11 protein-coding genes, 1 tRNA gene and 1 pseudogene are annotated in these 17,592 nt (G+C 70.8%); 9 read left to right on the top strand and 4 right to left on the bottom strand.

Annotation, left to right across the window (positions count from 1 at the left end):
• Positions 1-98: 98 nt before the first annotated feature.
• The 4 genes and pseudogenes from IQ279_RS27965 to glmS all read left to right on the top strand — a co-directional run.
• Positions 99-683, top strand: a pseudogene (locus tag IQ279_RS27965) (N-acetylmuramoyl-L-alanine amidase); the annotation flags it as partial.
• A 499-nt stretch (positions 684-1,182) separates the two neighbouring features.
• Positions 1,183-2,103 carry a DUF4429 domain-containing protein gene (locus IQ279_RS12125; RefSeq protein ID WP_206348411.1) on the top strand — a complete coding sequence of 307 codons (921 nt, stop codon included), beginning with the start codon at positions 1,183-1,185 and terminating at the stop codon, positions 2,101-2,103.
• Positions 2,104-2,233: 130 nt separating this feature from the next.
• Positions 2,234-2,509 carry a hypothetical protein gene (locus IQ279_RS12120; RefSeq protein WP_206348410.1) on the top strand — a complete coding sequence of 92 codons (276 nt, stop codon included), beginning with the start codon at positions 2,234-2,236 and terminating at the stop codon, positions 2,507-2,509.
• Positions 2,510-2,614: 105 nt separating this feature from the next.
• Positions 2,615-4,441 carry a glutamine--fructose-6-phosphate transaminase (isomerizing) gene (gene glmS / locus IQ279_RS12115; protein WP_206348409.1) on the top strand — a complete coding sequence of 609 codons (1,827 nt, stop codon included), beginning with the start codon at positions 2,615-2,617 and terminating at the stop codon, positions 4,439-4,441.
• A gap of 325 nt (positions 4,442-4,766) precedes the next feature.
• Here glmS and IQ279_RS12110 read toward each other — a convergent pair whose 3' ends face one another.
• Entirely contained in the window at positions 4,767-5,288 is a 522-nt protein-coding gene (locus IQ279_RS12110; protein ID WP_093849957.1) for a universal stress protein, read from the bottom strand.
• A 764-nt stretch (positions 5,289-6,052) separates the two neighbouring features.
• On the opposite strand from IQ279_RS12110, the gene IQ279_RS12105 reads away from it, so the two are divergent.
• The 3 genes from IQ279_RS12105 (at position 6,053) to IQ279_RS12095 (ending at position 8,164) form a co-directional block, all read left to right on the top strand.
• Positions 6,053-7,345 carry a helix-turn-helix domain-containing protein gene (locus IQ279_RS12105; RefSeq protein WP_206348408.1) on the top strand — a complete coding sequence of 431 codons (1,293 nt, stop codon included), beginning with the start codon at positions 6,053-6,055 and terminating at the stop codon, positions 7,343-7,345.
• A 10-nt stretch (positions 7,346-7,355) separates the two neighbouring features.
• On the top strand, positions 7,356-7,961 hold the full coding sequence (gene orn, locus IQ279_RS12100; RefSeq protein ID WP_206348407.1) for an oligoribonuclease: 606 nt from the start codon (positions 7,356-7,358) through the stop codon (positions 7,959-7,961).
• 130 nt (positions 7,962-8,091) lie between these two features.
• A tRNA-His gene (locus tag IQ279_RS12095) sits at positions 8,092-8,164 on the top strand.
• Positions 8,165-8,277: 113 nt separating this feature from the next.
• On the opposite strand, the gene IQ279_RS12090 is transcribed toward IQ279_RS12095, so the two are convergent.
• Both IQ279_RS12090 and IQ279_RS12085 read right to left on the bottom strand, forming a co-directional pair.
• Positions 8,278-8,874: a M23 family metallopeptidase gene (locus tag IQ279_RS12090; RefSeq protein ID WP_206348406.1), complete on the bottom strand. Its 597-nt coding sequence runs from the start codon at positions 8,872-8,874 to the stop codon at positions 8,278-8,280.
• A gap of 579 nt (positions 8,875-9,453) precedes the next feature.
• Positions 9,454-12,414, bottom strand: coding sequence for a glycoside hydrolase family 48 protein (locus tag IQ279_RS12085; protein WP_206348405.1), 2,961 nt, complete (start codon positions 12,412-12,414; stop codon positions 9,454-9,456).
• Positions 12,415-13,031: 617 nt separating this feature from the next.
• On the opposite strand from IQ279_RS12085, the gene IQ279_RS12080 reads away from it, so the two are divergent.
• Positions 13,032-14,780 (top strand): glycoside hydrolase family 6 protein, encoded by a 1,749-nt coding sequence (locus IQ279_RS12080; RefSeq protein WP_206348404.1) that lies wholly within the window; start codon positions 13,032-13,034, stop codon positions 14,778-14,780.
• Positions 14,781-14,909: 129 nt separating this feature from the next.
• On the opposite strand, the gene IQ279_RS12075 is transcribed toward IQ279_RS12080, so the two are convergent.
• On the bottom strand, positions 14,910-15,947 hold the full coding sequence (locus tag IQ279_RS12075; RefSeq protein ID WP_206348403.1) for a LacI family DNA-binding transcriptional regulator: 1,038 nt from the start codon (positions 15,945-15,947) through the stop codon (positions 14,910-14,912).
• A 339-nt stretch (positions 15,948-16,286) separates the two neighbouring features.
• Here IQ279_RS12075 and IQ279_RS12070 point away from each other — a divergent pair, with 339 nt between their 5' ends.
• Positions 16,287-17,570, top strand: a complete 1,284-nt coding sequence (locus tag IQ279_RS12070) for an ABC transporter substrate-binding protein (RefSeq protein WP_206348451.1) — start codon at positions 16,287-16,289, stop codon at positions 17,568-17,570.
• The last annotated feature ends 22 nt before the right edge of the window (positions 17,571-17,592 follow it).

Genomic DNA, 17,592 nt, shown 5'->3' with positions numbered 1-17,592 from the left:
GGATTTCGAAAAATCTTGGTCACTCCTTCGGACTCACCCGCCGGAGTGGGTAAGGAAAGAGAACAGGCACCTCACCAAAAGTAGTCGGGAGAACACGCATGGCTACTCCCATCGGTGCGGGCGCCCTCGTGGCCGCGCTCAGGAAAGAGGGGCTCACGGTCATCGAGGTCGGCAGTTGGCGCACGCACAACCGCGATCACAAGGGCCCGTGGGGGCCGGTGCACGGTGTGATGGTCCACCACACCGTGACCTCCGGGTCGGCCCGGACGGTCGAGATCTGCCGCAGGGGCTACTCGACGCTCCCGGGCCCGCTGTGCCACGGAGTGATCACCAAGGACGGGCGGGTCCACCTGGTCGGCCACGGGCGCGCCAACCACGCGGGCATGGGCGACGACGACGTCCTGCGCGCCGTCATCGCCGAGAGACCCCTCCCCCCGGACAACGAGGCGAACACCGACGGCAACCGCCACTTCTACGGCTTCGAGTGCGAGAACCTCGGCGACGGCCGCGACCCCTGGCCCGCGGCCCAGCTGGACGCCATCGAACGAGCCGCGGCCGCGCTCTGCCGCCACCACGGCTGGAAGGCCGAGTCCGTGATCGGGCACCTCGAGTGGCAGCCCGGCAAGGTCGACCCGCGCGGTTTCTCCATGAACACGATGCGCGCCCGCGTACGCGAGCGCCTGAGCCACAGGCCCGGCTGGGACCGGGGCGAGGAGGACGAAGTGCCCAAGGTGATCGGCGAATACCGGACCAGCGACATCCGGCTCGCTCCCCGGCGGTGGCAGACCCTCGACATCAAGGGCACCGACATCCTGACCGGTGCGACGCGCTACCAGGTGATGGCGCATCTCACCGCCGCCCTCCCTGCCGGGTCCACGATCCAGGGCCGCTTCTACCACCTGCGGACGGACGGCACCCGCTGGGAGTCCGGAATCATCGAGCGCACCGGTACCCCGGGGAAGACCTTCGCCGACTTCCACCACTCCGGCAGCATCGCGCGCGGCGAGAAGCTGCGCTTCGAGGCCGCCTACTACCCCGCGGATCCGGACGACGACGCCCCGGTGACCGTCACCACCTCACGTCTGCGCGGCCTCTACTGGGACTGACGGACACCCGGCCCCGGCACGCACCGGCACGCACCGGGGGGAGGGGGTACGGTCCGGCGGCTGGGACAATCACCGCATGACCGAGATACTCCAGCGGGCGGGGAACTGGACGTTCGACGGCGGCACGGTACGCATCGTGCCGGGGCACCACAAGAGCGTGCACAGGCTGCGGAGGCTGCTGGGCGAGGTGACGGTGCCGCTGGAGGCGGTGTCGGGGATCGCGTACGAGCCCGGCCGCAGGGCCGGGCGACTGCGGCTGCGGCTGCGGCACGGCGCCGACCCGCTCCTCCAGGCCGCCGGCGGACGGACGCCCGACGCCGCCGACCCGTACAGCCTCGAGGTGGAGCCGGACCGCGCCGGGGTCGCCGAGTACTTCGCGGACGAGCTGCGCAACGCCCTGCTGCTGGAGCAGATCCCCGTCGCCGAGCCGTGCGACCGCTATCTGCTGCCCGGTCCGCAGGTGCCGCTGACGGTGCAGGGCACCGACGGCACGGCCTCCTTCGACGGGGATCTGGTGCGGATCGACTGGAACTGGGTGGCCGAGGGGAGCAAGTCCTCCGCCGGACCGCGGACGCTCGCGCTGCACGAACTGGCGGGCGTGGAGTGGTCCCCGGCGGTCGGACTGGAGAACGGCTTCCTGCGCTTCCGCCCCAAGGGCTCGCACGCCGTCCTCAAGCCCGACCACGATCCGAACTGCCTGGTGCTGTGGGGAGTGCGGCAGGCGAAGGACGTCAGCTCGGTACTGCTGGCCGCCGCCGTCGCCGCCCGGCTGCCGCATCCGTCGGCCCCCGCGTCCGCCTCCGCCCTGCCGTCCCCGGACGGCCCGCAGCCCGGGACCGGCTCCGGCTCCGCGTCCGGGAAGGAATCCGCCCCCGAGGGAGCCGACCACGACGTCCTGCTGCGGCGGCTGCGTGAGCTGGGCGAGCTGCACCGGGAGGGAGTGCTCACCGAGGAGGAGTTCACCGCCGCCAAGCAGGCCGTACTGCGCCGCTTCTGACGGCGGGAGGGCGGCGGGACGGCGGCCGCCGGGCCGTTCGAGGCCCGAATCCTCCCTCTTCCGCTTCATCCCTGCCCGATATCGGGCAGATTTCTTGCACAAGGGCGAGGGCGGGCTTCAGTATCTACGGGTGCTCGAACCCCCCTCGGCCCATGACGACCTCGTGGACCACCTCGTGCGCTCCACACTGCTGCGGCGCGGCGAGGCGGCCCGGGTGGTCCTGGACGTCCTGGCGTACTTCGACGAGACCGTCGAGGAGTTCGTGCGCCGCCGCCACCGCGAGCTGCGGTCCCGGGGGCTGGCGAACCAGGAGATCTTCGAGCGGATCGCGGCCGAACTGCCGCACCGCGCGGTGGCCCCGCCCGGACTTTCGCTGCGGCAGCTGCGCCGCATCGTCTACGGCTGACGGCCGCCCGCGGCGCAGGCCGCCGCCCGGAAGCCGCCCGGAGACCCGGGCGACCGCGAACCGGACCCCCCGAACCGAACCATCCGAGAAGCCTGAGGACCCCTTATGTGCGGAATCGTGGGATACATCGGCGGGCGCGAAGCCGCCCCGCTCCTGCTGGAGGGCCTCCAGCGCCTGGAGTACCGGGGCTACGACTCCGCCGGCATCGCCGTCCACGGCAGCGGCACCGGCCGGGCCGCGGGGCTGCGCACGGTCAAGGCCAAGGGCCGCGTACGCGAGCTGGAGTCGCGCCTGCCCGAGCGCTTCGCGGGCACCACAGGCATCGCCCACACCCGCTGGGCCACCCACGGCGCCCCCAGCGACGAGAACGCCCATCCGCACCGGGACGCCGGCGGCCGGGTGGCCGTCGTCCACAACGGCATCGTCGACAACGCCGAGGAGCTGCGCGCGAGGCTGGTGGCGGAGGGTGTGGAGTTCGCCTCCGAGACCGACACCGAGGTCCTCGCCCACCTCGTCGGCCGCTCGCAGGCCCCGACGCTGGAGGAGCGGGTCCGCGAGGCACTGCGCCACATCGAGGGCACCTACGGCATCGCCGTCCTGCACGCCGACTTCCCCGACCGCATCGTCGTGGCCCGCAACGGCTCCCCGGTGGTGCTCGGCATCGGCGAGCACGAGATGTTCGTCGCCTCCGACGTGGCCGCCCTGGTCTCCCACACCCGCCAGGTGGTCACCCTGGAGGACGGGGAGATGGCCACCGTCAAGGCCGGCGACTACCGCACCTGCACCACGGATGGCAGCCGCACCTCCGCCGTCCCCACGACGGTGGAGTGGGAGGCGCAGTCCTATGACATGGGCGGCCACGACACCTATATGCACAAGGAGATCTCCGAGCAGCCCGACGCCGTGGACCGGGTGCTGCGCGGCCGGATCGACGACCGCTTCGCCACCGTCCGCCTCGACGGCCTCAACCTCGACGCCCGTGAGGCCCGCGGGGTGCGCCGGGTGAAGATCCTCGGCTGCGGTTCGGCGTACCACGCCGGCCTGATCGGCGCCCAGCTGATCGAGGAGCTGGCCCGGGTGCCCGCCGACGCCGAGCCCGCCAGCGAGTTCCGCTACCGCAACCCGGTCGTGGACCCCGACACCCTCTACATCGCCGTCAGCCAGTCCGGGGAGACCTACGACACCCTGGCCACCGTACAGGAGCTGCGGCGCAAGGGCGCGCGGGTGCTGGGCGTGGTCAACGTCGTCGGCTCGGCCATCGCCCGCGAGACCGACGGCGGCGTGTACGTGCACGCCGGGCCGGAGGTGTGCGTGGTGTCCACCAAGTGCTTCACCAACACCGCCGTCGCCTTCGCGCTGCTGGCCCTCCACCTCGGCCGCATCCGCGACCTGTCGGTGGCCGACGGCCGGCGGATCATCGACGGTCTGCGCAGGCTGCCCGGCCAGATCGCCGAGATCCTGGGGAAGGAGGAGGAGATCGCGAAGCTGGCGCGGGAGTACACGGACGCGAGGTCGATGATGTTCGTCGGCCGGGTGCGCGGCTACCCGGTGGCGCGCGAGGCGTCCCTGAAGCTCAAGGAGGTCTCCTACATCCACGCCGAGGCCTACCCGGCCTCCGAGCTCAAGCACGGCCCGCTGGCCCTGATCGAGCCCGCCGTGCCGACCGTGGCGGTGCTGCCCGAGGACGAGCTGCTGGAGAAGAACCGCGCCACGCTGGAGGAGGTCCGGGCCCGCGGCGGCCGCATCCTGGCCGTGGCGCACTCCGGGCAGGAGAAGGCCGAGCACACGATCGTGGTGCCGCGCAACGAGCTGGAGCTGGACCCGATCCTGCTGGGCGTCCCGCTCCAGCTCCTCGCTTACCACACGGCCCTGGCCCTGGGGCGCGACATCGACAAACCCCGCAACCTGGCGAAGTCCGTGACGGTGGAGTAGGCGGCAAAGCGGCCGGCGCGGTAAGCGGCGGGACAGGCGGTGGAGCGGGCCGGGAGCGCCCTTGGCCGTGGAACGCGCGGGCGGTCCCCTCCTGCGTGCCACCAGGCGCACGAGGGGACCGCCTCCCTGCGCCGGCGTCGCCCATCACACCGGCGGCGGGCCGCCGGCACGGGACCGTCACTTCCCGCGCGGCGGCATGATGCCGTCTGTATGCCCGTCACAAGCGCACAATTCACCTCCGGGCGGGAGTGGATTCACCGACTGCCCCTTTTCCGGGGCGAGTCGGGGGAGGCGGCGAGCGGGGTGGACCCGAACTGACGCGGCACTAGGGGATGACGACGACCGGGCGTCGCGCGCGACGGGCGAGGCGGCCCGCGACCGAGCCGAAGAACCGGCCGACGAGGCCGTGCGTGGAGCCCACGACGATGGCGTCGGCCTCGTACTCGCAGCCGACCTCCTCCAGTTCGTGGCAGATGTCGCCGCCGCGCTCGACGAGGATCCAGGGAACCTCGGACAGATGGTCCGCGCAGGCCAGCTCCAGACCCAGCACCTCGGTGCGATGGTCGGGGACGTCGACGAAGACCGGCGGCTCGCAGCCCGCCCACACGGTCGTCGGAAGCCGGTTGGCGACATGGACGATGATCAGCCCGGAGTCGGAGCGCCTCGCCATGCCGATGGCGTAGGCCAGGGCCCGCTCGCTGGAGACCGAGCCGTCGAATCCCACCACGACCCCGTGCCGGAACGCCGGATCGCAGGAGTGGCGCGTCTCGTCCGCCGCCCGGGGCGTCGCCTCCGGATCGGCGAGCCGCTTGCGGTCCGCGGGGTCGGGGATCTCGTGTCCAGCCATCAGTTACGTCACGTGTGCCTAGGAATACGTCCTGGAAGCATGTTCCTCAGCCCATACCCCTGAGGGTACGACGGCACTCCCCCCTTGCCCAGAGGCTGCGGTCACTGCCGGTGCAGCATGCCGGAGCGGCAGGCGTTGCGCAATGCCGGGGCGGCCCCCGCGCCGTCTTCGCGCCCGTCTTCGCGCCCGTCTCCGCGCCGCCCCGGCGTCCGCCGGGACCGTCCGGGGCAGACCCCCGGCCCTCTTTTCGACGGGCCCTCCCGACAGGCCCTCCCGACGGGCCGCGCACGGATCCCGCTCCCAGGTGGAGCGGGGACCGCCGCGGCCGCGCCGACACAGGGGCGCACAGGGGCGCACAGAAGCAGATGACACCGGCCCCCGCCCGCCCCCCGATGCGAGGCGCACGCCCTCAGAGCCCCGGTCGCCGCTTTCTGAGCCCCCGCGCTTTTCGGCCAACTTCCAGCCGTGGTACACAACTTGCCAGAGTCTGACCCCGCACCGCCCACCAGGGCGGGGAGAATCGAGGCGAACAAGTGCACCCCGCGGACAAACGGCCACGGAGCGAGGCGTTCTTCCCAGGGGCGCCGACGGGTGAAACGCTTCGTGATCGAACGCTTCACGCCAAGTTGTCATGTCGACATAGCAGTGAGTGGTGAACTTGTCCCGTCAGCCTCGACAGACACAGTAGATTCGATCTTGGCTAACCACGGCGGGGGAAACGTGCAGGACCGGAAGGACGCGACGACTGAGGGGGGCTTAGTTCCATGAGCCAGGAGCCAACGCACGGCCCTGGGACGACGCGCAAGCTGGCCGCGCGCCGCCGCCGCGAGATCGTCGCCGTACTGCTCTTCGGCGGCGGCCCGATCTTCGAGAGCTCCATCCCGCTGTCCGTCTTCGGCATCGACCGGCAGGACGCCGGCGTTCCCCGCTACCGCCTTCTGGTGTGCGCGGGCGAAGAGGGACCCCTGCGCACCACGGGAGGCCTGGAGTTGACCGCTCCGTACGGCCTGGAGGCGCTCTCCCGGGCGGGCACGATCGTCGTGCCCGCCTGGCGTTCCATCACCCAGCCGCCACCCTCTGCGGCCCTCGACGCCCTGCGGCGGGCGCACGAGGAGGGGGCGCGGATCATAGGCCTGTGCACGGGCGCGTTCGTGCTCGCCGCGGCGGGGCTGCTCGACGGCCGCCCGGCGACGACGCACTGGATGTACGCGCCGACACTGGCCAAGCGTTACCCGGCGGTCCACGTCGACCCGCGCGAGCTGTTCGTGGACGACGGGGACATCCTCACCTCCGCCGGCACGGCGGCGGGTATCGACCTGTGCCTGCACGTGGTGCGCACCGACCACGGTGCCGAGGCGGCGGGAGCCCTGGCCCGCCGCCTCGTCGTACCGCCCCGGCGCGGCAACGGCGGCCAGGAGCGCTACCTGGACAGGTCTTTACCCGAGGAGATCGGCACCGACCCGCTCGCCGAGGTCGTGGCCTGGGCCCTGGAGCACCTCCATGAGCAGTTCGACGTGGAGACGCTCGCCGCGCGGGCCTACATGAGCCGGCGGACGTTCGACCGCCGGTTCCGCTCGCTGACCGGCAGCGCGCCGCTGCAGTGGCTGATCACCCAGCGGGTACTCCAGGCGCAGCGGCTGCTGGAGACCTCCGACTACTCGGTCGACGAGGTCGCCGGACGCTGCGGCTTCCGCTCGCCGGTCGCGCTGCGCGGTCACTTCCGGCGGCAGCTGGGCGCCTCGCCGGCGGCGTATCGGGCGGCCTACCGGGCGCGCACCGGCAGACCGGAGGGCGGCGGGGAGCGCACCCCGGAGGCGCGCGCCGACCAGGCCGGGACCGAGTCCACCGCGAACGGCACGGCCCACACCGCGCGCCCGGAGAGAGGAGACAGGGGGGACAGAGGAGATCGGGGAGACAGGGGGGACCGGGGGAACCGGGGCGAGCGCACCGACCGGACGGATCGGGGCACATGGGGCGAGCACGGCAAACCGGAATCCGACACCTACACCCCCCGGCTGCCCTCCCAGCGGGGCCGTACGCCCGGCCGGGCCCCGTAGGCTGGGGCGCATGAACGATCGCATGGTGTGGATCGACTGCGAGATGACCGGGCTCTCGCTGTCCGAAGACGCTCTCATCGAGGTGGCCGCGCTGGTCACCGACTCGGAGCTGAACGTGCTCGGTGACGGGGTGGACATCGTGATCCGCCCGCCCGCCGGGGCGCTGGACACCATGCCCGACGTCGTCCGCGAGATGCACACCGCCTCCGGCCTGCTCGACGAGCTGGCCGGGGGCACCACTCTGGAGGACGCCGAACAGCGGGTCCTGGAGTACGTCAGGAAGTACGTCCCCGAGCCCGGCCGGGCCCCGCTGTGCGGAAACTCCGTCGGAACCGACCGCGGCTTCCTGATGCGCGACATGCCGACACTGGAGGACTACCTCCACTACCGGATCGTCGACGTCTCCTCGGTCAAGGAGCTGGCCCGGCGCTGGTATCCGAAGGCGTACTACAACAGCCCGGAGAAGAGCGGCAACCACCGGGCGCTGGCGGACATCAGGGAGTCCATCGCGGAACTGCGCTACTACCGCGAGGCGGTCTTCGTCCCCGGACCCGGCCCGGACTCGGAGACGGCGCGGAGGATCGCGGCCCGGCACGTGCTGCCGGCCGCGGGCTGAGGCGCCCCGGCCCCGCGGCGCTCCCCACGGGGCCACGCGGGACCACGCGGGATAAGGGTGCGCGGGCAGGGTCCACGACCCTGTACACTCTTATCGGCCGGTGCGGAAAGCACCACGAGCGCCGGTCATGGTGGGTATAGCTCAGCTGGTAGAGCACCTGGTTGTGGTCCAGGATGTCGCGGGTTCGAGTCCCGTTACTCACCCTGAACGATCAAGGCCCGGCCTGCGGAAGCGGACCGGGCCTTCGTCGTCCGCCGGGCGGCGGGAACACGATGGGAACACGGCAGGGCCCACACCCCGGGGGGCGTGGCGGGGGTCACAGCAACTGCACCCCGCGCCGGGCCAGGTAGGCGACGGGGTCGACGTCCGAGCCGTAGCCACGTTTGCTGCGCACCTCGAAGTGGAGGTGGGGGCCGGTGACCCGGCCCGTGGCCCCCGAGCTGCCCACCGGGCTGCCGGCCTTCACCCGTTCCCCGCCGTTCACCGAGATCCGCGACAGATGGGCGTAGAGGGCGTAGTAGCCGTCGTCCATCCTGACCGTCACCGCCTTCCCGTAGGCGCCGGCCTCGCCGGCGAAGACCACGGAGCCGGCGCCGACCGCGTAGACGGGGGTGCCGACGGGCATCGCGAAGTCGATGCCCGTGTGATGGCCCGCCTGCCAGTTGCCGGGGATGCCGTAGGCGGCCGAGACCCGGTAGTCCCCCACCACCGGCCGGGACCAGCGCCCCAGAGCCGTCTCCTGCCCGGCCGAGAAGGCCACCGGGGCGGCGTCGCCGCCCGGCCGCCCGCCCCCGGCCCCCGCGGTCCTTCCCGCCAGGAACGGGACGCCTCCCAGTGCCGCCAGCGCCGCGCCGCGCAGCAGCAGTCCGCGCCGGTCCGGTGCCCACTGCCGACGTCCACCCTGTCCAGCCATCGCTTCGACCTCCCATTCGGCGGTGCCATAGATGTGAGGACACGTCAGCCCGGGCCTTCTCGCATCTTCGCGGCCGCTTCCAAGGCCGCCGAACGGCGTAGCACCGACCGGGGCCGGGCATCTGAACCCGCCTTCCCGCGGGCGTGGTTGAGGTCCCAGGCGGTCCGCCGGGCGACAATCCCCGTACAGGTGAATGGACTAAACCACCCGGCAGGCGCCACCGCCGGCCGCCTGTCTGGCACACGGTCACCTCCCGGCCCCGCCGGGCCGGGAGGGGCGTGAGGCGGTGAAGGACGGCGAAGGGGGCGGCGAAGGGCCGCGGGAAGCACCGAAAGCGGCCGCGGCCGCCCCGCGTGCGGCACCCGGTGCGTTCCCGGGTGCCGGTGCGGGACGGCCGCGGCCATCGGGTGGTGCGGCCGGGCGGTGGAGAGGCGGGGACGGACGGACCACCGCTCCGGCCCGTCACCGGCCGGCGGCACCGCTCGTACCGGTGCCGCCGGTGGTACGGGTTGGAAGCCCCCCGGTGCGGTCGCCGTCGACCAGACCGGACCGGGGGGCCGGCTTCACCCTCCTCGGCGGCTACTCGTCACCGAAGAGGTCCGCGTAGGTGGCCAGGGCGAGAGCGGCGTCCGCCTGGGCCCAGAAGCGGTGGTAGGTGAACGTCGGCGCCTCGCCGCCGTTCAGGTAGCTCTCCACCTTGTTGAACTGCGGATCGTCCTCGTAGAAGGAGCGGATCGACAGGAAGGTGGAGTCGGAGTCGATCCTGTCGCCGTTGGGCATGGTGCCGGTCCAGCCCTCGGGGACGTACACCGGGTTCTCGAACCGCTCGAAGTCGGTCCGGGTCTCCTCCACCGCGATGCCCATGGCGTCCTGGTGGTGGTCCCACATGGCGTCCATCAGCGCCTTGGCGGTGGTCCTGGCCTCCTCGTCGCCGGACTTGGCGGCGTAGTACATCAAGGTCTTGGCCAGGGCCGCGGTGACGCCGACGTCGGTGGAGTAGTCGCGGACCGTCACGTGCAGGTCCGAGTTGTCACCGGGGTTGTCGGGGTTCCAGGTGTCGGGCTTGCCCGACCACTGGAGCGTGGAGGGGATCTGGTAGTTGCCGTCGGGGTTGACGGTCACCTCGGACAGGACCCACGGGACCCACTTGTCCAGGACCTCCTCGGCCGTGGCGTTGCCGGTCTCGTGGTAGAGCTCGGCGACGCGCTCCATCGACCAGGCCTGCATGCCGAACCACTGGTTGGACGGCGGGTCGTGGTAGACGGGCTTCTCGTCGTAGAACATGCCGTAGAAGGTGGGGGTGCCGGCCGGCGGGGTGCCGTAGTCGCCCTCCCAGCTGTTGGTCGCGCCGCCCGCGATGCCGCCCTCGTCGGACTGCAGCCAGCGGTAGAACTCGACCTGGCGCTGGAGGCTCTTCTCCCAGTCCGACACCGCCGTGGAGCCCTTGGGCTTCAGCTCCGGGACGGTGGTCAGGGCGTGGGCCGTCATCGGGTTCTGGTAGCCGAAGTGGTTGTGGCTGCTGCCGATCCGCCAGGCCCAGCCGGCGCTGGTGTCGGTGGCGCCGCCCCAGGCGTAGTACCAGGACAGCAGGTAGTGCGCGCTGTCCTTGCCGGTGCCGGCGGGGCAGGAGGTGGGACCGGTGCAGTTGCCGATCTTCTTGAAGTACTTGTCGAAGAAGGCGTAGCGCAGGTAGTCGCCCATCTTCGCGGCCTTGGACAGGGTCGCGGAGATCTCGGACTTCCTGCCCTGCTCCTCGGCCCACATCTCGGCCCAGTAGGCGGCCTGGATGGCGCGGGCGTCGGCGTCGGGGGCGTTGGTGAACTTCCACTGCTCGGCGTAGTTGTCGTCGTCCATGAACAGGTCGAGGTACCCGTTCTCACCGCCGAAGGTGAAGTCGTCGCAGGTGGGCTGCGGGACGGTCTCCCACACCGACTCCTGCGAGCCGCGCTGGAAGGTGTTGATGTACGACGGCGCGTCCGACTCCGGTCCGCCCTGGCAGACGCTGCCGGGCTCGTTGCCGTAGCCGTAGACGTTGTCCACGTCCTGCAGCCAGTGCATGCCGTAGATCTCGTCGGTGCCGTAGGCGCTGCGCAGTTCGGCCGCGATCGGGTCCCTGCCTACGGGGACGTTGCCGTCGATGGCCGACGGGTAGTCCTCCGGGGTCGGGTGCTCGGCCGCGTAGGTGGCGGGCTTGGAGGGGTCGTAGAAGCTGTTGGTCGGCTGGTCCTCCTTCGTGGGGATCATGTAGTCCTCCATGATCTGCCACGATTCGTTGAACGGGTCCCAGTCCTCGGTGACCTTGCCGTACATGGCCTGCAGCCAGATGAGGTAGCTGTACGCCTCGGAGGTCGTCTCGTGACCGTGGTCGGGGGCCTCGACCATCAGCGTCTCGACGGAGTGGTAGGGGATTCCCTCCGGCGAGAAGTACCCGTTGGCCGGGTCGAAGATCTTGTTGTAGAGCTCCAGGAAGCGGTCCTCGTACTCGCCCCCGTCGCCGGAGCCGGACAGCTGGGTGACCGTCACCTCGGCCGCGTCGTGGCCGGGGGCGCTGATGGTGAAGGTCGCCGCTCCGGTGCCGGTCTCGTCGGCGGCGACGGTCACTTCCTGGGGGGTGTCCCAGTTCGACGGGGTGAAGGTGAGCGAGGCACCGTCGGCCACGGACAGGCCGGTGTTCCCGCTGGTGCGTTCCACCGTCGCCGTCACCGTCTCGGACGGCTGCTCGGAGAGCTTGACGGCGAACCGGGCGGTCTCCCCCTGGCGCACGCCGAGCTGGGCCGGGGTGACGACCACCGCGGGGCCGTCGGTCACCTCGACACCAACGGGGGTGGACTCGCTCGACATCCCGTTGGAGTCGTGGGCGACGGCGTAGAGCGAGTAGTTGCCGGCCGGGACGTCCTCCCAGTCGAAGGAGTAGGGCGCCGTGGTGTCGGTGCCCAGCAGCTCGGTGTCGCTGTAGAACTCGACCTTCTCGATGGTGGCCCCGGACTCCGTGGCACTCGCGGTGGCCGTCAGCCCGATGGTGGCGCCCGCGGAGAAGACCGCGCCCGCTCCGGGGCTGGTCAGCGTGGCGGTGGGGGCGGAGAGGTTGCCGCCGCAGCGGGTGCCGTTGACCGAGAACGAGGTCGGGTCGGTGTTGGTGCCGCTGTAGCTGAAGTTGGCGCCCGTGCTGACCGCGGCACCGCCGGCGATGCGCGCGTTGAACGACGCGTTCTTGACGGTGACGTTCTGGCCCGACTGCGACCACTGGCCGTTCCAGCCCTGCTGGAGCCGCTGGTTGCCGCTGTAGCCGTAGGTCAGGGTCCAGCCGTCGATGGCCTCGGAACCCCGGTTGGTGAGGGTGATGTTGGCGGTGAAGCCCGACCCCCAGTCGTTCTTGCCGTAGTCGACGCTGCACTGGAGGGCGGCGGCCTGGGCCGTCCCGCTCAGGGCCGATGTCAGCCCCAGCGGGAGGGAGATCGCGACGGCCGCTGCCACCAGCAGCTTCCTGGTTCTGCCTCTGGGAGGCCTGGGCGGTACGCCCGTGACTGGTAACGCGCTCATGCGGGGGGTTCTCTCCTCGCGGCTCGGGTGGGGAAGAACGGTGCCTGGCCTGTGCCTGACGGGGACGTGTGGAGGAACTGAAACCAGTGGGAGCGCTCCCAAGGTTCAAGGTGGACATGACACCTGTCAAGACTCCGAACAAGAAGACCCTGTCGAAGGAATTCGATTCGCCAATTACTGAACGCACTCTGGCTATAACCGGAAGTTGGCGCTACGTTCTCCCTCAACCAGTGGGAGCGCTTCCACAGTCGTGCGCCAGGGACGGCGCGTTCGACCGACCAGGAGCCGCTTCATGCACCCCCCACCGCGCCCTCGGGCGTTATCCGGCACCGCGGCGCCCGCCGCGGCGCGCCTTCACGGCCACACCGGTCGGCTCACCCCTTCACGACGCCCCCCGACCTCCCCCGGCACCGATACCGGAGCACGCTCCGGGAGGCCGTACCCGGAGGCGGGAGCGGAGCGGGACCTCGCTCCGTGCCGCAGCGGCGGTCGTTCCCCACCACGGCGGAAGGCCCCTTCTGTCCGGGGCACGCACCTGTGACACGACCGCACCCCCCAACGCGGAGCTGGGCTCCGTCGTCATCCGGAGAACACCGGAAGGAAGAGGAAGAGATCGCATGACAGGCACCAGAAAGCCGACGCGCGGGCGCCGGACGGCGCTGCTCGCCGCCGGTGCGCTGATAACCGGCGCACTCGGCGCGGGCGGCATGATGCAGGGGACCGCCATGGCGGCACCCGTCTGCACGGTGGACTACGAGGTCACCAACGAGTGGAACAACGGCTTCACCGCCTCGGTCACCGTGACCAACAACGCCGCCTCCCCCGTGAACAACTGGAAGGTGGAGTGGGACTACTCGGGTGGCCAGAGAGCCGGCTCGGGCTGGAACGCCACCGTGTCCCAGAGCGGTGCGCACGTGACCGCCACCGCCCCCTCGTGGAACTCCACCCTGCTCTCGGGTGGTTCCGCGAACTTCGGTTTCAACGGGACCCACTCCGGCTCGAACCCCGCTCCCACCGAGTTCAAGCTGAACGGCACCACCTGCAACGTGGACGGCGGCGACCCCGATGACCCGGACGACCCGGACGACCCGGGCGACCCGACCGACCCGCCTGGTGATCGCGTGGACAACCCGTACGCGGGTGCCAAGGTCTACGTGAACCCCGACTGGTCCGAGCAGGCCGCCGAGAGCGGCGGCGAGGCGATCGCCGACCAGCCCACCGCCGTGTGGCTGGACCGCATCTCCGCCATCGAGTCGGGCTCCGCGGGCGAGAACACCATGGGTCTGCGCGATCACCTCGACGCGGCCCTGGAGCAGGACGCCGACGTGCTCCAGATGGTCACCTACAACCTGCCCGGCCGCGACTGCGCCGCGCTGGCTTCCCAGGGCGAGCTCGGTCCGGACGAGATCGACCGGTACAAGGACGAGTTCATCGACCCGATCGCGGAGATCGTCGGCGACCCGAAGTACGCCGACCTGCGCATCGTGAACATCGTCGAGATCGACTCACTGCCGAATCTCATCACCAACGTCGGCAGCCGGCCCACCGCCACCGCCAACTGTGACGAGATGCTGGCCAACGGCAACTACGTCGAGGGCGTCGGCTACGCCCTGGCCACACTCGGCCAGTTCGACAACGTCTACAACTACATCGACATCGGCCACCACGGCTGGCTCGGCTGGGACAGCAACTTCACCCCGTCCGTCGAACTGCTCCACGAGGCCGCCAACACCGCGGGCGCCACGGTCGACGACGTCGCCGGCTTCGCCGCCAACGTCGCCAACTACGGCGCGCTCAAGGAGCCGCACTTCACCATCAACGACTCGGTGAACGGCACCTCGGTCCGTCAGTCCAAGTGGGTCGACTGGAACTTCTACGTGGACGAGCAGTCCTACGCCCAGGCGTTCCGCGAGGAGGCCGTCCGGGTTGGCTTCAACTCCGACGTCGGCGTGATCATCGACACCTCCCGCAACGGCTGGGGCGGCCCGAACCGGCCCAGCGCCCCCGCCGCCAAGACCAGCCTGGACGCGTTCGTCGACGGCAGCCGCGTCGACCGCCGCATCCACACCGGCAACTGGTGCAACCAGGCCGGCGCCGGTCTCGGCGAGCGGCCGAAGGCGGCTCCCGCCTCCGGTATCGACGCCTACGCGTGGATCAAGCCCCCGGGGGAGTCCGACGGCGCCAGCGAGGACATCCCGAACGAGGAGGGCAAGAAGGCCGACGAGATGTGCAACCCCTCCTACGAGGGCAACCCGCGCAACAACAACCACATGTCGGGTGCCCTGCCCGACGCGCCGCTCTCCGGCCACTGGTTCCAGGACCAGTTCGAGGAGCTGCTGCGCAACGCCTACCCGCCGATCGACTGATCACCGGCTGATCGCTCAGCAGCGGTAGGACGGCTCACAAGGGGGCCGGTCGGTACGCCGGCCGGCCCCTCCGCCGTGTCCGCGGTGCCGCAGCCTCCCGCGTGACCGGCCGGGGACCGCCAGGGAGGGTCAGGAGGAGGCGCGGCGGACCAGCTCCGTCGGCAGCACCCGGCTGGAGCGGTCCTCCCGGCCCGCCTTGCGGTCCTCGATCTGCTCCAGCAGCACCCGCGCCATCGACCGGCCCATCTCCTCCAGCGGCTGCCGCACGCTGGTCAGTGGCGGGTCCATGTGGCGGGCGACGGCCGAGTCGTCGAAGCCGACCAGCGCCACGTCCTCGGGCACCCGGCGGCCGGACTCGCGCAGCACGGCGCGGGCGCCCGCGGCCATCACGTCGGAGGCGCAGAAGACGGCGTCCAGGTCGGGCCGGCGCGAAAGCAGCTCCCGCACGGCGCGGCGACCGCCCTCCTCGGTGAAGTCGCCTACGGCCACCAACCGCTCGTCCTCTTCCAGACCCGCCGTGCGCAGCGCGTCGCGGTATCCCTGGAGGCGGCACTGGGCGACGTACATGTCCAGCGGTCCGGTGACGGTGGCCACCGCACGCCGACCGCGGCCGATCAGGTGCTCCACGGCGGTCTGGGCGCCGCCCGTGTTGTCGCAGTCCACGTACGGCACCAGCTCGTCGCCGCTGCGGCGACCGCTGAGGACGGCGGGCATCTCGATGCTTTCCAGCAGGTCGGGCAGGGGGTCGTCGGCGTGCACGGACACCAGCAGCACGCCGTCCACCCGGTGGGCGGCGACGTACTGGGCGAAGCGGTCGCGTTCCTTGGGGTTGCGGATCAGGGTCAGCAGCAGCTGCATGTCGGTGTCGGCGAGCTCGGTGCTGACGCCGCGGATGATGCCGGAGAAGTAGGGCTCGGCGAACAGCCTGGTCTCGGCCTCGGGAATGACCAGCGCGATCGCGTCGGTGCTGCCCGCGGCCAGCGCCCGGGCGGCCCGGTTGGGCACATAGCCCAGTTCGGCGATCGCCTGCTGGACGGCGGTACGCGTCTGGTCGCTGACGTTGGCGGCGCCGTTGATCACCCGGGAGACGGTACCGCGGCCCACCCCCGCGTAGGCGGCGACCTGCTCCAGAGTGGGCCGTTGGCCCCGCCTTCCGCTCACTGTCATGACCGCCTCCCCAAGGTGTACGGGCTCACCTGCACAGGACCGGTCGGTCCCCTGCACCAGTATCGATCAGCCACCGAAGCTAACAGCCGGATAACTGCGCCGGGTCAGTGTGTCCATTCCCTTGACACCCGCGCCAGGGAACCGCGACTCTTCAACTCATCACGTCTGGGAGCGCTCCCAAAGGACTTGACCCATACAGAACCCGCACGTTCCCGCCCGAGCCGCAGCACCATCCGTCACCGCGGTCCCCCACACCCTTCCACGGCCGGGAGTGAAACGTCAGGGCGCTAGGAGGACGCAGTGCGCAAGACCCGCACCACCCGCCGGGCCGTGGCCGTCATGGCCGCCGCGGCGATCGGCACGAGCCTGCTCGCCGGATGCGCGAGCGACGACGACTCGGGCGAGAAGGCCGGGGGAACAGACAGCAAGGGCAAGACCGTCATCACCGTCGGCCTCTTCGGTACCTTCGGCTTCCAGGAGGCCGGGCTCTACGAGGAGTACGAGAAGCTCAACCCGAAGGTCAAGATCGAGCAGAGCGTCGTCGAGCGGAACGAGAACTACTACCCGCAGCTGCTCACCCGCCTCGCCAGCAACAGCGGCCTCGCCGACATCCAGGGCATCGAGGTGGCGAACATCGCCGAGGTCGTCCAGACCCAGGCGGACAAGTTCACCGACCTGTCCAAGGCCGGCGGAGTCTCCGAGGACGACTACTTCGACTGGAAGTGGAACCAGGCCACCACGGCCGACGGCAAGACCATCGGCCTGGGCACCGACATCGGCCCGATGGCCATCTGCTACCGCAAGGACCACTTCGAGGCCGCCGGCCTGCCCACCGACCGCGACGAGGTCGGGAAGCTGTGGGAGGGCGACTGGCAGAAGTACCTCGACACCGGTAAGAAGTTCATGGACAGCGCCCCCAAGGGCGTCAAGTGGGTCGACTCCGCCAGCGGCCTGTACAACGCGGCCATCTCCTCCAGTGCCACCCGCTACTACGACGAGCAGGGCGAGGTCGTCTACAAGACCAACCCCGACGTCAAGGAGGCCTGGGACGTCGCCGCGAAGGCCGCCTCCGAGGACATGACCGACAAGCACGAGCTGTTCACGGACTCGTGGAACAAGGCCATGAACAACGGCACCTTCGCCACGCTCTCCTGCCCCGCCTGGATGCTCGGCTACATCCAGGACAAGGGTGGCGAGAAGGCCGAGGACAAGTGGGACGTCGCTCCCGCGCCCAAGGCCGGCAACTGGGGCGGCTCCTTCCTCGGGGTGCCCGAGAGCGGCAAGAACAAGGAGGAGGCGATCAAGCTCGCCGCCTGGCTGACCGCCCCCACCCAGCAGGCCAAGCTCTTCGCCGAACGCGGCAGCTTCCCCAGCGCCCCGAAGTCGTACGAGACCCCCGAGGTCGCCGAGGCCACGCACGAGTACTTCTCGGACGCCCCCATCGGTGAGATCTTCTCCAAGGCGGCCGAGGGCATCCCGACCCAGGTGATCGGCCCGAAGGACCAGGTCATCCAGGAGAACCTCACCCGCAGCGGCCTCCTGCAGATGGAGCGCAGCGGTCTGTCCTCCGACAAGGCATGGGAAGAGGCCACCAAGGCAGTCGACAACGCCCTGGACGAGTGATCGACAAGTGACCAATACCGGT

The sequence above is a fragment of the Streptomyces verrucosisporus genome (genome assembly GCF_017114865.1).
In the GTDB taxonomy this organism is placed as follows: Bacteria; Actinomycetota; Actinomycetes; order Streptomycetales; family Streptomycetaceae; genus Streptomyces; species Streptomyces fenghuangensis.
Note: the sequence above shows the minus strand (reverse complement) of the source record. Positions and strands in the feature narration are given on the sequence as shown.

Coding starts and splice junctions, on each gene's coding strand:
- IQ279_RS12125 (WP_206348411.1), top strand. CDS start 1,183: ATGACCGAGATACTCCAGCGGGCGGGGAACTGGACGTTCGACGGCGGC.
- glmS (WP_206348409.1), top strand. CDS start 2,615: ATGTGCGGAATCGTGGGATACATCGGCGGGCGCGAAGCCGCCCCGCTC.
- IQ279_RS12110 (WP_093849957.1), bottom strand. CDS start 5,288: ATGGCTGGACACGAGATCCCCGACCCCGCGGACCGCAAGCGGCTCGCC.
- IQ279_RS12105 (WP_206348408.1), top strand. CDS start 6,053: ATGAGCCAGGAGCCAACGCACGGCCCTGGGACGACGCGCAAGCTGGCC.
- orn (WP_206348407.1), top strand. CDS start 7,356: ATGAACGATCGCATGGTGTGGATCGACTGCGAGATGACCGGGCTCTCG.
- IQ279_RS12090 (WP_206348406.1), bottom strand. CDS start 8,874: ATGGCTGGACAGGGTGGACGTCGGCAGTGGGCACCGGACCGGCGCGGA.
- IQ279_RS12085 (WP_206348405.1), bottom strand. CDS start 12,414: ATGAGCGCGTTACCAGTCACGGGCGTACCGCCCAGGCCTCCCAGAGGC.
- IQ279_RS12080 (WP_206348404.1), top strand. CDS start 13,032: ATGACAGGCACCAGAAAGCCGACGCGCGGGCGCCGGACGGCGCTGCTC.
- IQ279_RS12075 (WP_206348403.1), bottom strand. CDS start 15,947: ATGACAGTGAGCGGAAGGCGGGGCCAACGGCCCACTCTGGAGCAGGTC.
- IQ279_RS12070 (WP_206348451.1), top strand. CDS start 16,287: ATGGCCGCCGCGGCGATCGGCACGAGCCTGCTCGCCGGATGCGCGAGC.